Origin of the sequence: Niallia sp. Sow4_A1 (assembly GCF_052116745.1) — a bacterium.
Lineage (GTDB): Bacteria > Bacillota > Bacilli > Bacillales > Cytobacillaceae > Niallia > Niallia hominis.
Genome location: NZ_JBQKKM010000024.1, coordinates 23,977 through 40,098 on the forward strand (window position 1 = coordinate 23,977; position 16,122 = coordinate 40,098).

The window sequence follows — 16,122 nt, forward strand, 5'->3', positions numbered from 1 at the left end:
CTTTGCTTATTTATCCCCAGGAATCTTAATATCTTTTCGTTTTTCTTCTTTACTCATTTTATAGAAGTAAACAGTTTTGGTTGTTTTATGGCCAGCTAAATCTGTTGCTGTAAACGCAAACTCATTTAAGCCTTCTTCTAAATTTAATTCCACTTTTTTCACTGTTTTTTCTAGACTTCTCATTGCATAAGGCTGTTTAAAGGTTTGATAATACAATTCACTTCCATTTAACGCTAGCTGTATTTCATCAAAGTTATCCTTTACCGTTACATGAACAGATGGATTTTTTCCATTGCTGTTTACAATGCGATTTCCAGAAAGACCGTTGAATGAAATACTAGGAGCTTCTGCGTCAACAATGAAGCTGCGCTTAAATACTGCTGTATTATCAGCATCATCTGTAGCTTTTATTTCAACAGAATGAACACCATTATCATAGGAAATCGATGTATTAAAGGTGTATACTTCCTTTTCTTCATCATAGAAGACGTCCACTTTTTGTCCATCAATCGTAAACTCTTTTATGCCTGACTCGTCCTTTATTGTTCCACTAAATGCTACTTCCTTTGCTCCGTACACCTCTAAAGCTTCAGGTGTCTGTAAAGTGACTACTGGAATTGTTGTATCCTTCTTCCCTTCTTCTGCTGTCACACTTGTTTCTTGCTTATTGCCTGCATAGTCATATGCAACTACTGTTACAGCTGTGCCTGGCTCTACTTCATTCGGTAATGTAAATTCTGTTGTATCTCCACTTAATGGCGTACCTAGAACAGACTTCCCATCTACTAAAATATCTAAATAAGAAACACCTGAGCCATTTTTATTATCTGATGCAGCAAATTCCAATGCTTTATTATCCTCTACTAAGGCTACTTCAACAGATGGACTCACTGTATCAACGATTACTGGTATATCTACAACTTGTGGTTTTGCACCTGGATAATCCAGGGTAGCACTAATACGATAGTAATATTGCCCCTCTGCTAATTTTCCATTTACTTTTCCATCCCACGCCCATTTAGAATCAAGCAAATAGCTTGTTCCTTTACCACTATCATAGTAATTTTTTCTGATTTCCTCTTGTGTCAGTAGTGTTCTAACTGTTTTTCCATTACTGTCCACAATAGAATACTGAACGGTTTTTGCATTTCTTAAGAAGGACAGAATCGGAATAATTTCTTCCTGTATCCCATCACTATTTGGTGAAATAGCAATCCCCTCTTTTGTGAATGCATTTTTTATCGGATCATAACCTAGGTATAGGAAATCTTCGCCTTCTTTTGTCACCGCTCCAGCCATGCCATAAAAAGATGTTTCATCATATTTCATGCCATCTAGAATCGGCGCTTTATTCCAATCCCCTTTAAATCCTACATAAGGAACGGTTAATGTTGCATTCGTTTCCGCAGGATCTGTTAAGGTTACAAACCCTTCAACGAAATAGCCGTTTTCAAACACACGATCAATCGCAACAGGTGTTTCCCAACTGCCTGTTAGAGAAGGATCTATTACTTTTGCATTTGTTAAATCAACAGAAACTTTGATTTTTTTACTTTTGTTTGCTGGAATAGTAATTGTTGTTTGTTCCTTATCATTTACTTTGATGGTTGCATCTAAGATTTTCTGGGCTTCTAATAGATTAGCAGAGTAACCTAGCTCCCCATAAGCAGCAAAGTCTGTTTGAATATTTGCAGCAACATCATATTTAACCTTTTTATCACTATAGTTTTTTGCCTCTAACGTAAAGGTGAAAGTATTTCCTACTTCTTTTAAGGCCACTTTCCCTTCTTGTGTCTTCTTCTCTGTTACAATCACTGGTGATTGTAATGCTGCGTGCAGTTGCATCAGACCTGCACCTTGTCGACGCGGAGAATATGGTACATCCCAATCAAAAGCACTATTTACTGTACCACTATCCGTTACTGGCTTCGCAGTGTTCATCAATAGATTTTTCGCCATGTTTACTCGCTCAAATCCAGATACGTCGAATTCATTATCTACCCGTTCTAATACGAGTGCTGAACCGCCAGAAACATGCGGTGCCGCCATTGATGTTCCACTCTTCATTCCATATTGATTATTCTCTAGTGTCGAGTAAATTTGCCCACCTGGAGCTGTAATTTCCGGCTTAAAATCTAAGTTTGAGGTTAATCCCCAAGAAGTAAAACTACTCATTTTTCCAGCCTCTGGGTTAGCTGAAGTTGTTTTCTTGCCTTCAAATGTAATGGAGATATTTTCTCCATCTTGAAGCACTTCTGCTAATTTATCCCCATCCGTTTTTAATAAGAAAAGCTGAGGAATTTTAATGCTTGTATCTGTTGCCATGCTCACAAATCCATCTGTGTTATTATAAATAATAACACCAGCTGCCCCTGCCTCTTGTGCATTGATCGCTTTATCAACGAAGCCAATTTCGCCTCTTTGAATTAATGCATAGTTATCCTCTACATTAACTGCTGCTAGTTCTTCTGGTGTTCCTAATCCTGCATAAACAATCTGGAATGTTTTTTCTTCTACTGTATTTGGATGCACACTGCTTGCAGATAAGAACCCAGCCTGTCCAGTCGTCTCGCTATATTGATAGGAAAAGGCATCAATATCTATAAAGCTATTTTCAACAGAGGCAACTTGTAAGCTGTCATATGCGACACCAGGTGATCCTGTAACACCGATATCCGGATTAGAGCTAGATGGATTTGCAAAGCCATTACCTAAATGTGCAGAGTTCCCTGCGGAAATGGACATCATGATACCATTTTCCACTGCACGCTCAATTGCCTGCTGTTCTGGTGCATCTTCGGCCACGAATCCTGCTGGTGATCCTAAACTCATGTTAAGGACATCTGCACCTAACACAATCGCATCATCTATTGCTTTAATATAAATATCTCCCCAAGTAGTAGAGACACTAGGGTCATTTCCGAAAACTTTCAATGCTAGAAGCTGTGCTTCAGGAGCAACCCCTTTTATGCCATTATTATCTTCATCTCCATTTGCTCCTACAGTACCAGCAACGTGCATCCCGTGCATGCTTGCACCTTCTGCAATATCTTGGATAATATCATTTTCATCCATATAGTTATAGCCATAAGGAACCTTTTCACTATAAAATTTCCCTTGAAGTCCATTTTCTTCTTTAAATTGAGCAATTTCTTCTTTTGTTAATTCCTCTTCTGTTTCATCAGAAAGAATCATATCTTTATGATTTGGATCAATGCCGGTATCAATAACACCAACTACCATTCCTTCCCCTTTAAATCCATAATCACGCCATGCGTCTTGTGCTTGGACAAGCTCTTTACTATAAATCATGTCTGTTTCTTCTTCTGGCCTTTCATAGGTGGTCGCAATATGTACTTTCGCTACCTCTGGAAGTTCTTCGATTTTTTCTATATCTCCATATTTCATTTCTCCACTAAAACCATTAAAAATGGTAGTGAAATTCTCGAACTCTTTAAATTTCACTTTTTTTGCTTTCACTTTATCTTTTACTTTTTTCTGTTCTGCTAATTTTTCACTCTTTAATTTTTCTTTCGTTGTTTTCGGCAATTCCTTAACTTGCTTTGCTTGCGCCTGTGCATATTGAACAGTCGGCTCTGTATTCATCTCAACAACGACACGGACCGTATCTGATTCTTTATAAACGGTCTCTAGCTCGTCCACCTTAATGGTCTGTACATTTTGCTGATTTTCTTTCCCTTTCGTGGTGATTACTTTGTCAGGCACTGTTGCTGCTGAAATACTATTTGAAAATAGCATAAAGAGCATAATGACTAGAGCAAATAATTTACTTTGCTTCACGTTAAAACTCCCCTCTGAACCTTTTTTATTTTTTGAATATATCGAACTATATAAAAATATCATAATATTCTTTCTTTTTTTAAGTGAAAATAGTACCGTATCTTCTTTTTCATGCTAGTAATTTAGTCATTTAATATCGCAAAATTATTCATTTTTCGTCAAGGACAGACGAAAAAATAGTGAACAATAGCGAACAATCTTTTTTCAATATAATTTAAGGAAGATGTTATTAAAGATTGATTCTTACAGTCGAGTTCGCCGGGAAAGTTTTTGTAATATAAATGCTAGGTTCATTTCCTTAAGTATTTAGATGAAATGTTCAAGGTAAGGTATAATAAAAGAAAATCAAGCATTTGCCGGAGGAGGATTTAGCGTGAAAACATTTAAGTTGATTTCTTTACAAATTCTGACGAGGGAAAAGCTGATACCAATTAAATTATTGGATGGGTTGATTATCAATAAGGAAGATGATAATAATCATTGGCTAATTGAAGTCTATACAGATTGGTCCTCTATCGACTTTCTTGATGAAGCCTTTCAAAAGAAGGAAGATTTGCTTGTCCAAGCGGTAATCACCAAAAAAGAAAATGATCCCGCTCCTTTTGAAGTCACCATTTTGTCGATCCAAAATTTGGGGGACAAAGCAAGTATCTTATTAGAAGGAACATTAAAACGAGATAGAAAAGACTATGCAGAACTATTGCTCCAATATTTAATTGGGGAAGGGTACGAAGGAAATAACTTATCGAATAAATTTACCGAACTGATGCAAAGCAAGCCTCAGACTTTTTTGGAGAAGAAATTGTAGCTGTGAAAGGTTCATCTAGCATTTTCTATAACGAAAATAGATTATTTTGCCAAAAAGAACTTTCCTGCAAAGTTCTTTTTGCTATTTTAATAATATTACTCATGCAATTATTGCTTTGAATAATATTTAGAACAAGATGGGCTTGAACGAGCCTATAAGCCCACAAAAAAAATTCTACTAAAATACAAACGTTTCCATACGCGTTATTAAGCCTTTTCCCCTCCTATCTTGCATTTAGTCTAAAATAAACCTTGTTATAAAATCTGACAAGTTACTTGTTTATGCCTTTTTTAATAGATAGAATGCAGCTATGAGATATCAAATATGTGATCACAAATATCATTTGCTTGGAGGAGGTGTATATCGGGTTGAAGAATTCTGCAATTGTCGTCCCTACTGTAGCTCAAGAAGTGTATAAAGCTATTCGCAACCAGATCATTAGAGGAGAATTTGCACCTGGGCAAAAGCTGTCCATAAGAAAATTAGCTGAATTATATGGAGTTAGTACAATGCCTGTTAGAGAAGCTTTATCCAAGCTCGAAACAGAAGGCTTTGTTCAATTTGATAGAAGAAGCATCATCGTGAATCAGCTTTCTACCAAAGAATTAATCGAAATATTTGCCATTAGAAAATTACTGGAAAAACAAGCAATTGAATGGGCTACACCAAATATTTGTCCTCCAGATTTAGTATTGCTTGAAAACATCATCAAAGAAATGGACGAGAATATTCATTCTCCTTTTGAATGGAGACGATTAAATAAGAAGTTTCATTTTGAATTATATTCTCATGCTCATTCTAAACCGCTATGGGAATTACTACACCAGCTTTGGGGTAGAGTAGAATCTTATATGAATATCTATTCTTCGTCTGAACACCTTTCCTCTGCCCAAGCAGAACACTATAAAATGTTAGAATTAATAAAAGAAAAGAAATTGGATGAACTAACTGCTCTTATTTTAGAACATATCCAAATAACTTGCGATGCCATTATAGAGGAGATGGCTAAATTAGAGTAATATTAATTTTTTTACAGAAAATTTTCTGAAAACTCTTAATTTTAAGTTAGATCATACATTGAAATACCAAATAAAATAATTAGGGTTCTTTTAACAATAGGAGGAAACAAAGTGAAAAAATATTTAATTAGCATTATTTCTATTATTTTATTATTCAGTTTAGCAGCATGTAGTTCTTCTAGCAGCTCTTCATCAGAAGCAGAGGAATTCCCAACAAAGCCTGTAAAATTAGTAATTCCTTATCCTCCAGGTGGTGGAACAGATGTATTATTTCGTTTAGTTGCTCAATACGCGGAGAAACATTTAGGCCAGACTATTGTTCCTACAAATATGGCTGGTGCTACTTCTACTGTTGGTTCTCGTTTTGTAAAGGATGCTGAACCAGATGGTTATACGATATTAGGCACACACCAAGTTGTTGCAACAGCTCAACATACGGGAGTTGTAGATTATGGATTCTCTGCTTTTGATCCGGTTGTACTAATGACTTCTACTCCCCATATTCCATCTATAAGTAAAAAATTTAGTGAAGAACATAATATCAAAAATATGAATGATTTTATTGAATACGTAAAAGCAGGAAATAAAGTGAACTGGGCTTATACTGTTGCCTCAGAAGACCATTATTCTATAGCTGCCATACTGGATGCCGCTGGTGTGGATCCTAAATCATTAAATTATATTCATTATGATGGAACTGGACCTCAATATGCTGCAATCCTAGCTAATCAAGCCGATGGGATGATTGCCGACTATGCATCAGGAAAAGGATATTATGATGATGGAACCCTTGTACCCCTTGGAATGGTTTTTGATGAACGTAATCCTTTCTTGCCAGATGTACCAACTTTAAAAGAACAAGGCATTGATTTCTCGGTTACAGTGGACAGAGGTATTCTTGCTCCTAAGGGAACAGATCCTGAACGAATCAAAGTTATTAATGAAGCATTTAAAAAAGCACTAGAGGATCCAGAATTGCAGAAAAAAATTGAGGAATTAGGAAGTTTCCCTCATTACATGACTTCTGAGGAGTACTCTAACCATGTTAATGAATTAGATAGTGAAATGGGTAAACTTGCTCCTAAAATGGAGTTTTAATAGAGGGGGCTGAATAAAATTGGTTAATCGATTATTCTCCATATTTATTTTAATTGTAGGCAGTATCTTTTTTATAAACTCCAATGAATTTTCCGAAAAATCAGGGGTGCAGACTTTTGCCCCCTCGTTTTTCCCTAGAGTTATCATTGGGTTAATGATGATTTTAGCTTTATGCTTACTGATAAAAAGTTTCCTAAATAAAGATAAGGATTCCTTCTCTTTAGAAACTATAAGGACCTATATTTCAAAGCATTTTCGTGTTTTATTGATACTGTTCTTATTCCTTCTTTATGTCATTTTCTTAAATATAGTAGGGTTTTTAATTTGTTCAATTGTTTTTTTATTCATTTCCACGATTATCTTACGCCCTTTCCAAAAAAAATACATGGCAACAAATATTATTTTGTCAGTGGCATTTCCTGTCATCGTACTTCTTGTGTTTGAACAAGTATTACATATTTATCTACCATAATGGAGCGTGATTAAGTTGGATATTTCAATGGTTTTAGCAGCTTTTCAAGAAGTATTACATCCTATGATGATTCTATCTATCGTTATTGGCGTTTTGGTTGGGATTATAGCTGGTGCAATCCCAGGATTCACCTTTACAATGGCCCTTATTTTAGCTTTTCCATTCACCTTTGGGATGGAACCAATTCAAGGTTTAGCCGTCATGATCGGCATTTATATTGGCGGACTTTCCGGAGGGTTGATTTCTTCCATACTTTTAGGAATTCCTGGTACTCCTTCCTCTGTCGTCACCACCTTTGATGGCTATCCAATGACAAAGAATGGAGAAGCACCACGAGCACTAGGAGTAGGCATCGTCTCTTCTGTTATTGGAACCATTATTGGTGCGATTATTTTATTTCTATTAGGACCAATCATTGCTAAGGGGAGTCTTCTTTTCGGACCATGGGAAATATTCTCTCTCGTTGTTTTCGCACTGACTCTTATTGCTGGCTTAAGTGGTAAATCTATGCTAAAAGGGTTAATCGCTGGCTGTCTTGGCCTTTTAATTGGAACGGTTGGTGTATCTCCAACTGGAACGGTTCGATTTGATTTTGGAATCCCTGAACTTACCTCAGGATTTTCAACTTTACCTGTTCTAATTGGTTTATTTGCCATCTCCCAGTTACTAATGAATGTAGAAGAGTTAAAAAGCGCTATTCCAACAAATCAAGCTACTTCTAACATGAAGAAATTAATCCGCATTCCTTACGGGCAAGTGTTTGTTGATATTTTTCAGGAAAAATGGAATGTGCTTCGTTCCTCTATCATAGGCTGCTTTATCGGATGCCTTCCTGCTGCTGGAGCAGAATCTGCTACCTTTATTAGTTATGATCAAGCTAAAAAGTTTGGAAAAAACAAAGCAAAATTCGGGAAAGGTCATCCTGGTGGAATCGTCGCTTCGGAAAGCTGTAATAATGCAGTTGCTGGCGGAGCCTTTATTCCAACGATCACATTAGGGATACCTGGTGATGTCGCACAGGCAGTAATGATTGGTGCCTTAATTTTGCATGGAATTAATCCTGGACCGGCATTATTTACCCAACAGCCTATTTTAGTAAATTCCATCTATGTTGTGATTATCCTTAGTGCCATTTCCATCTTTTTCATCCAAACATTGCTGTTGCCTGTCTTTACAAAAATTACAGCTATTCCTAAATCGTTAATGGTCCCTTGTATTTTAGTTATCAGTACAGTAGGCGCTTTTGCCCTTAATAACCAACTATTCGATGTCATGCTTGTATTCATTTTTGGATTAATCGGCTTTATTTTTCATAAAATAGATGTTCCTTTATCGCCGATTATTCTGGGGCTAATTTTAGGACCAACATTGGAAAAGGAAATGACTAGAGCTTATCAAATGGACCCAAGCATCATACCATTTTTCACAAGACCGATTTCCCTTGTTTTCTTGATTCTTGCTGTTGGCTCCATTATTTTCACAATCATTCAATTAAAGAAAAGTGGGAAGGCACAAACTACTCCTTCCAATCATGAAGAATCACAAACTCATCTTTGATTTATCATGGATGAGTTTCCTTATTAGGCTAGATTCTCATAGACGAAATACGTCCATTCTAAAAAAACTAATTACATACTTGAAACTACATAGGAGGGAATAGACATGAAACAATCAATAGTTGGAACAAAATCCATGATTGTAAGTCCTCATTATCTAGCATCTTCTGCAGGAAATTCCATATTAGAAAAAGGAGGAAATGCCTTTGATGCAGCAGTGGCTGTTAGTGCTTGTTTAGCGGTTGTTTATCCACATATGACTGGATTAGGGGGAGATTCCTTTTGGCTAATGTATGAGTCTAAAGAGAAAAGGATAGATGCTTATAATGGAAGTGGCCGTTCAGGAGCAAACATTACTCGCAATAATTTTTCTGGCGAGGATGCTATTCCTTTTAGAGGGATAAGAAGTATTCTAACTGTTCCAGGAATGGTAGATAGCTGGGCTGCCGTATTGGAAAAATACGGTTCAATGGAATTATCTGAAGTTTTGGCTCCTGCGATTCATTATGCAGAATTTGGATTTCCTGCTTCCAATGACCAAATTAAGAATACAATAAAAAATAAGGAAATTCTCCAACTAGATGAGGATATTGCTGCTATTTTCCTCAAAGGAAATGAAGCACCAAAAATGAATGAGAAATTTATTCAGAAGGATCTTGCCCATACATTAAAAGAAATTGCCCAAAAAGGTCGTAATGAATTCTATGAAGGTAAACTAGCAGAAAAAATTGTCTCCAGCCTACAAAGCAAAGGCGGATTATTAACAAAAGAAGATTTTTCCAACCATTATGGTAATTGGGCCAATCCCATTTCTTCTACTTATCGAGAATATACCATGTACCAGGTTCCCCCTAATTCACAAGGATTTGTTGGATTAATGGCGTTAAATATTCTTGAAAACTTTGAACTACCTTCTATCCCACATAATTCGTACCAGTATTATCATTTACTTATTGAATCACTAAAACAAAGCTTTCAAGATAGAAATAAATATTTAACAGACCCTAATTTCAATGAAATTCCCCTGGACCACTTATTAAGTAAAACTTATGCAAAAGAACTAGCAGATAAAATTTATTTGGACCAAACAAATGCTATAACGACCCAAAGCGTTGGCAATGATACTGCCTATGCAGCTGTTGTTGATGAGAGTGGAAATGCCGTTTCTTTTATCCAAAGTATTTATTTTGAATTCGGATCGGGAATTGTAGCGAAAGATACTGGTATTATTTTGCAGAATAGAGGCTCTTTCTTTTCCTTAAACGAAAATAATGTTAATTGTTTAGAACCTAAAAAACGCACTTTTCATACGCTAATGCCAGCTATGGCCTTTAAAGGTGGTAAACCTATTGTTTTATACGGGACACAGGGTGGAGAAGGACAACCACAAACGCAAACAGCCATCATTACAAGAATGCTTGATTATGGAATAGACCCTCAAACAGCCATTAATGAGCCAAGATTTGTATGGGGAAGAACTTGGGGAGATACAACAGAAGAGTTAAAGATAGAAAGTCGAGTCTCACAGGAAGTAAGAGATAAACTGAAACATTCCGGTCACCTTGTGAATTGTGTAGAAGACTTTGATGATATTATGGGACACGCTAATGCCATTCTTATCGACAGCCAAGGTTTCTTACATGGTGGAGTCGATCCAAGAAGTGATGGAGCTGCTATTGGGCGTTAAAACTACCGCGAAAAATTAATTTCAAGTTCGTTCTTACCACAAGCTACATTCTAAAATAAGTAACTTATTCGGTAAGAACGAACCTTTAACAAACTCTATAGCCTTATTCGTCTATGTCGTCTTCATCATTTGCATCATCTTTATCTTCGATCATATCTTCACCAGGATCATTATCATCTGTAGTTGGATCTAGATCATCATCTGTATTCTCATCTTGTACATCTGTTTCGTTGTCGTTATCCAAATCAGTATCTGGAACAACGTCATCCGTATCTAAATCGGTATCTTCAATTGTTGTATCATCATCTGGTGCTGGACTTTGATCATCATTGTCACCACAAGCTGTTAAAAGCATTGCGGATAACGCTGAAATACCTAATAACTTAATCCATTTATTCATTCGTTATACCCCTTTTCTTGATAAGTATCATCATGACCTTTAATAGGTCAATAATTAGGTTATCCAAGAAAAGAAAATTATTGCGGCTTATCCCCTAATTCCAATAATAAGCAAAGTTGTAAAGAATCATTTGTAAAAAAAAGAGAAGTCCTCCCGTTAGTTTACAGAATCTTCTTCTCTTTCTCCTTTTATGCTTCCTTTTTATCCCCAAGGGCAAACATGATTTCCGCTTCACAGGCAATTTCACCATCAACAGTAGCTACACATTTTCCCTTTCCGAAGTTTCCGCGCACTCTTGTCATTTCTACCTCAAGTCGCAGTTGATCTCCTGGATATACTTGTTTTTTAAAGCGACAGCTATCAACTCCAGCGAAGAATGCCAGTCTCCCTTTGTTTTCTTCTTTAATCAACATAGCAACTGCCCCAACCTGCGCTAACGCCTCTACAATCAGCACACCTGGCATTACTGGGTATTCCGGAAAATGTCCATTAAAGTACTCTTCATTGGCAGAAACATTTTTAATCCCAACTGCTTTTTTGCCTTCTTCCACTTCTAAAATTCTATCTACTAATAAAAAAGGATATCGGTGCGGAATAATTTCTTTAATTTGATTGATATCTAACATTTGTGACCTCCTACTAATATGTGGTTATATATTATTGTACTAAATAATCCTATAAAAAAGGAAGGGATATCCCTTCCTTTTTTAAAAGATGTTTTTTAGAGAATGTGTTAATAGCCTGTCACTCTAAAAAGTTATAAAGCGTATTTTAGGTAAGCCACAATCAAAGAAAGGAGATATAATTGCTATTTTTTACAAATCCACGCTTGTTTACTCTTCATTTATTAAATTGACAATATGTGTCCAAGTTTCCTTTTTAAAGGTATCGCTTGCTTTACCGTCTCCCATTACACTATACCCGACAAGCGCGCCTGCTAGAACACTGACAACCATTATTAAAACGATGGCAATTATGCGCAGCCATATAGGAAACAGACGAACTCTAACTTGTCGTTTAGGAGAAGCATTCTCTTCTGAATTCTTCTTCTCTTTCCGTAATTCTTTTACCTGTTCTCTTGTCTTAACCATTTCCTGACTACTGCTATTTAATGCCATCATTTTTCTCCTTTTTAACGTATTCCATTCACTAATCCCATCATCTGATCTGCTAAAGAGATGGATCTGGACTGAAATTGATAGGAGCGCTGTGTAGCAATCAGATTAACCATTTCTTTGCTTATATCTACATTCGATTGTTCCAAGGCATTTTGCTTCATCCCAATTTCATTTCTTCTAGCACCGTCTAGGTCTAAAATTGCTTGGTTTTCGTCCGCTGAGTCAGAAAGTCGGTATACATTATCCCCCGTTTTTTCAAGACTTTGCGGATTGTTGGCATAGGATATACCGAGATTCACCATTTCCTGTCCACCGTTATTCAACTGAACTGTTAGCGTTCCTGTTGATGAAAAAGAATATTCTTTACTATTATTATTTAATAAAATTGGGTTATTATTCTCATCAAGGATAGCATGGCCATCTTTTGTAACGAGCATATTTTCATTATCAGATACTGGAGATAAGTACATAGCTCCATCTCTTGTATAGCGAACTTCCGTTTCTCCACCGTCTTGCACTAGCACTCTGTATAATTGTCCTTCTTTTGTTAACGCCGTATCTAAAACACGATCGGATGCTTTTATGGTTCCCTGTGTCATCACTAACTGTGTTTGAGCAATTTTTGCCCCTACACCTTGTCTGATTCCGTTTGGAGTTTGACGATTGACTTCTTGCGTTTCATCAGCTTGGTTATTAAATTGCTGAAAAAGCATATCCGTAAAGGTTCCATTTTGTTTTTTATAGCCAGTTGTATCAACATTGGCCATATTATTACTAATGAGATCCATTTGCTTTTGTAGCTGTGTTAATGTATTACTAGCCGTTATCATCGTTCTATTCATAGCGATTCCCCTTTACTACCCTTTCTATCGAAAAGCTGCTTTCGGAAAGCTTTTGCATGTAGCTTACAATCAAAATGGTTTATATTCCCCTATTGAAAAAAGCATTTATTTTAGAGAAATTCCAAAATAATCTAATCTTATATTTTTCCAATTTCATTTGCAGCTTGGTCCATGCTTTTATCATATGCCTGCAGCATTTTCTGATTTGCTTCAAAAGCACGATATGCTGTCATCATATCTGTCATGGTTTGGGCTGTATCAACGTTGGAATTCTCTAAGAATCCTTGTTTTATCTGGAAATTCACTTCATTATTTGCGTATGCACTCGGAAGTTCTGCACCGTCTTGCGCTCGATATAAGCCATCGCCCTCTTTGGAAAGCTGTTCTGGTGTATCTGTGTAGCTTATTCCAAGACGATATGCTTCCCCGTTACTCCCAGTAATCACCCCATCAGATGTAACGGAGAAATCTGTGCTAGTTAGTTGAATGGGTTCATTATTTTCATTTAAAACACGTAATCCGCTAGCAGTGGTTAAATAGCCTTGTCCGTCTAAAGTGAAATTTCCATTCCGTGAATATGCTATTTCGCCATTTGCATTTTGGATAGTAAAGAATATGCTGCCACTAGGATTTGTACCATTCCCTGGTACATTGACATTTAATAATGCCAAATCCGTACTTAGTTCCGTTTGATTAAGGTCTCCCTGTGTAAATTTTGGTGTCGCTTCCTGCATATAGACTCCTGTTGCTAAATAGCCTACTTCTTCTTTGTCTACAACACCAACTGCATTCTTGCTAACACTTTGCTGTAATAATTCCGGGAAGGCTCTCATAGACGATTGATCTGTTTTAAAACCTGGTGTCGTACTATTTGCCATGTTATTGGAAAGCATTTCTGTCTTACGCTGTTGTGCAAGCATACCAGAGGCTGCTGTATAGAATCCTTTAAACATACTTGTCTCCAATCTATACAATATTTTCGATTCTCATATATATATTCTATTATAAAAAAAATATGGAAATATTACATTAAATTTTGTTGAAAAAAGTCTAAAAATGTTTGTATTCATCATTTATTATATCGGGTTTCCATCATAACAATCTACTGGTAGATATAGGGGGAGTTTTAAAGGACGTTCACTTTCAATAATTCCTTCCTTAAAGCAAAAAAATCGGAACAAGAAAAAATTTTCTCATTTCCGATTTTTTAGGTTTAATGTTTCGTACAACGGGTATGAAATAACTAGATTTCATTTTCCTATGCATAAACAAGAACTTTTCGCTCTTGTTTATGCCCCCCATATTTATTAGCTTAATTTTCTTTTTGGGAGACGATCAATGTTATCTAACATAATCCCAGTACCTATTGCTACACAATCCATTGGATTTTCCGCCACTAATACAGGAACTTTAAGTTCATCCGCCAACAGTAAATCAATCCCATGAAGCAATGCTCCACCACCTGTTAAAATAACCCCACGATCAATAATATCTGCTGAAAGCTCAGGAGGTGTTCTTTCTAGGACACTTTTCGCAGCTTGAACAATTACAGACACCGATTCTCTTAATGCTTGTTCAATTTCATCTGAATAAACAGTAATCGTTCTAGGAAGTCCAGAAACCATATCGCGGCCACGAATATCCATTTCTTCTTTTCTAGATCCAGGGAAAACAGTTCCGATATTGATTTTTATATTTTCAGCAGTACGTTCTCCGATTAACAGCTTATATCTGCGTTTAATATATTGAAGGATTTCATTATCAAATTTATCTCCAGCCATTTTTATACTGGAAGATGTAACGATATCACCCATTGAAAGTACAGCTACATCCGTTGTACCGCCACCAATATCAACAACCATATTTCCGCTCGGTTGGAAAATATCCATTCCAGCACCAATTGCTGCAACTTTTGGTTCTTCTTCTAGATAGATTTTCTTTCCTCCGCTTTTCTCTGCTGCTTCTTTAATTGCCTTTTGTTCCACACTTGTAATATTTGTCGGACAGCAAATAAGAATTCTTGGCTTTGAAAGAAATCCTTTTACATTTAATTTATTGATAAAGTGCTTTAACATCGCTTCCGTTACGTCAAAATCAGCAATAACGCCGTCTTTTAATGGTCGGATAGCCACGATATTCCCAGGTGTACGTCCAACCATACGACGTGCTTCTTCTCCTACTGCTAATACTTTGCCTGTATTGCGATCTAATGCCACAACAGAAGGCTCGTTTAATACAATACCTTTTCCTTTTACATGAATTAGAACATTCGCTGTTCCTAAATCTATACCAATATCTCTAGCAAACATTAAATACGCTCCTCCTTTGTCTTAGCTTATCCTTTTATTTGATTTAATCATTTCATTTTCCTTATAGAGACTAAGAGCTGGCTTTCACACTATATGTAACGATATCTTCATACTTAAGTTTCATTAAATGACACTACTGGCCAATAAATATTCATTTTTTCTTTATTCCTGTTTAAAATGGGTTTTATTCGCACAGCTTTCCGAAAAATGCCAGCCATTATTTTTATCGCTTAAATATGTCTTACTTATCGCTCTATATTAAATCAACCATTTTTTCTTTTTCAATAGACGAATTATGTATGTTTTTGGTTAAAATTTTGTATGTTTTTTCTCTATCTATTTATACCACTCTAATTTTTTATTCTATCACAAGGATGCAGAAATAAGTAACTTTTTGTCAAAAAAATGAGTTTTTTTTCACAAAAAGAATTTATAATTATGTTAGGCAGCTCTTAAACGACCACCACACCATTTTCAAGCTGGTTATGTTTTCTTTACAAAAGAAAAAGGACATTGATTTCAAAGTCCTTTAAAGCTATTATGTACCTTTTCTTAGCATATCAATCAGCGTCTCTTTTTATACAAATCTTTTTTTCTATCGATGAAGTCACCTCCATCGATAGACTGTTGTAGCTGCATTTCACAAACTTTCCTTTCTGTTTTAAAAATCACTAGGGCATTTTTATCCTTATTTTTTGCCATGCTAACAGTTCTACAAAATTGCCCCATTTGCTTTTTACTGTACAGTTTCCCCTTCTAACTCTTCTTTTTTATACTTCATTTTAGTTGCTTCCCCACCACGCAGATGTCGAATTGATTTATGATAATCAAGTATCTCTTTTACTTCATTTGCTAAATCTGGGTTAATTTCAGGAAGTCTTTCTGTTAAATCTTTATGGACTGTACTTTTGGATACGCCAAACTCCTTCGCTATTACGCGAACCGTTTTTCTCGTCTCCACGATATACTTTCCAATCTTGATAGTTCTCTCTTTGATGTAATCGTGCACACC

Annotated in this window: 14 protein-coding genes; 6 read left to right on the forward strand and 8 right to left on the reverse strand. The window is 36.1% G+C overall.

Features of this window, described 5'->3' with window-relative positions; genetic code table 11:
* Positions 1 to 6 precede the first annotated feature (6 nt).
* Positions 7 to 3,801: a S8 family serine peptidase gene (locus tag ACTQ5K_RS14300; RefSeq protein WP_441994016.1), complete on the reverse strand. Its 3,795-nt coding sequence runs from the start codon at positions 3,799 to 3,801 to the stop codon at positions 7 to 9.
* A 373-nt stretch (positions 3,802 to 4,174) separates the two neighbouring features.
* Here ACTQ5K_RS14300 and ACTQ5K_RS14305 point away from each other — a divergent pair, with 373 nt between their 5' ends.
* The 6 genes from ACTQ5K_RS14305 to ggt all read left to right on the forward strand — a co-directional run bounded on the left by ACTQ5K_RS14305 (position 4,175) and on the right by ggt (position 10,441).
* Positions 4,175 to 4,609 (forward strand): YwpF family protein, encoded by a 435-nt coding sequence (locus ACTQ5K_RS14305; protein WP_349204875.1) that lies wholly within the window; start codon positions 4,175 to 4,177, stop codon positions 4,607 to 4,609.
* 368 nt (positions 4,610 to 4,977) lie between these two features.
* On the forward strand, positions 4,978 to 5,628 hold the full coding sequence (locus ACTQ5K_RS14310) for a GntR family transcriptional regulator (RefSeq protein ID WP_031536694.1): 651 nt from the start codon (positions 4,978 to 4,980) through the stop codon (positions 5,626 to 5,628).
* A 111-nt stretch (positions 5,629 to 5,739) separates the two neighbouring features.
* On the forward strand, positions 5,740 to 6,726 hold the full coding sequence (locus ACTQ5K_RS14315) for a Bug family tripartite tricarboxylate transporter substrate binding protein (RefSeq protein ID WP_048717372.1): 987 nt from the start codon (positions 5,740 to 5,742) through the stop codon (positions 6,724 to 6,726).
* 19 nt (positions 6,727 to 6,745) lie between these two features.
* The gene (locus ACTQ5K_RS14320) at positions 6,746 to 7,198 is read left to right on the forward strand and encodes a tripartite tricarboxylate transporter TctB family protein (RefSeq protein ID WP_048717374.1); all 453 of its coding nucleotides are present in this window, start codon (positions 6,746 to 6,748) and stop codon (positions 7,196 to 7,198) included.
* A gap of 15 nt (positions 7,199 to 7,213) precedes the next feature.
* Entirely contained in the window at positions 7,214 to 8,755 is a 1,542-nt protein-coding gene (locus tag ACTQ5K_RS14325) for a tripartite tricarboxylate transporter permease (protein WP_082169251.1), read from the forward strand.
* Between the two features lie 105 nt (positions 8,756 to 8,860).
* Complete coding sequence (ggt, locus tag ACTQ5K_RS14330) at positions 8,861 to 10,441, forward strand: gamma-glutamyltransferase (RefSeq protein WP_441994017.1); 1,581 nt, start codon at positions 8,861 to 8,863, stop codon at positions 10,439 to 10,441.
* Positions 10,442 to 10,544: 103 nt separating this feature from the next.
* Here the strand turns inward: ggt and ACTQ5K_RS14335 are convergent, their stop codons facing one another.
* From ACTQ5K_RS14335 to spoIIID, 7 genes are all read right to left on the reverse strand, one after another.
* Complete coding sequence (locus ACTQ5K_RS14335) at positions 10,545 to 10,841, reverse strand: hypothetical protein (protein WP_251628627.1); 297 nt, start codon at positions 10,839 to 10,841, stop codon at positions 10,545 to 10,547.
* A gap of 188 nt (positions 10,842 to 11,029) precedes the next feature.
* Positions 11,030 to 11,467: a 3-hydroxyacyl-ACP dehydratase FabZ gene (gene fabZ / locus ACTQ5K_RS14340; RefSeq protein ID WP_031536700.1), complete on the reverse strand. Its 438-nt coding sequence runs from the start codon at positions 11,465 to 11,467 to the stop codon at positions 11,030 to 11,032.
* 207 nt (positions 11,468 to 11,674) lie between these two features.
* Positions 11,675 to 11,959 (reverse strand): DNA-directed RNA polymerase subunit beta, encoded by a 285-nt coding sequence (locus ACTQ5K_RS14345; protein ID WP_031536701.1) that lies wholly within the window; start codon positions 11,957 to 11,959, stop codon positions 11,675 to 11,677.
* Positions 11,960 to 11,973: 14 nt separating this feature from the next.
* Positions 11,974 to 12,801 carry a flagellar hook-basal body protein gene (locus tag ACTQ5K_RS14350; protein ID WP_031536702.1) on the reverse strand — a complete coding sequence of 276 codons (828 nt, stop codon included), beginning with the start codon at positions 12,799 to 12,801 and terminating at the stop codon, positions 11,974 to 11,976.
* 137 nt (positions 12,802 to 12,938) lie between these two features.
* Positions 12,939 to 13,754 carry a flagellar hook-basal body protein gene (locus ACTQ5K_RS14355; RefSeq protein ID WP_031536703.1) on the reverse strand — a complete coding sequence of 272 codons (816 nt, stop codon included), beginning with the start codon at positions 13,752 to 13,754 and terminating at the stop codon, positions 12,939 to 12,941.
* A 354-nt stretch (positions 13,755 to 14,108) separates the two neighbouring features.
* Positions 14,109 to 15,110, reverse strand: coding sequence for a rod shape-determining protein (locus ACTQ5K_RS14360; RefSeq protein WP_031536704.1), 1,002 nt, complete (start codon positions 15,108 to 15,110; stop codon positions 14,109 to 14,111).
* Between the two features lie 736 nt (positions 15,111 to 15,846).
* Complete coding sequence (gene spoIIID / locus ACTQ5K_RS14365) at positions 15,847 to 16,119, reverse strand: sporulation transcriptional regulator SpoIIID (protein ID WP_016204804.1); 273 nt, start codon at positions 16,117 to 16,119, stop codon at positions 15,847 to 15,849.
* Between the last annotated feature and the right edge of the window lie 3 nt (positions 16,120 to 16,122).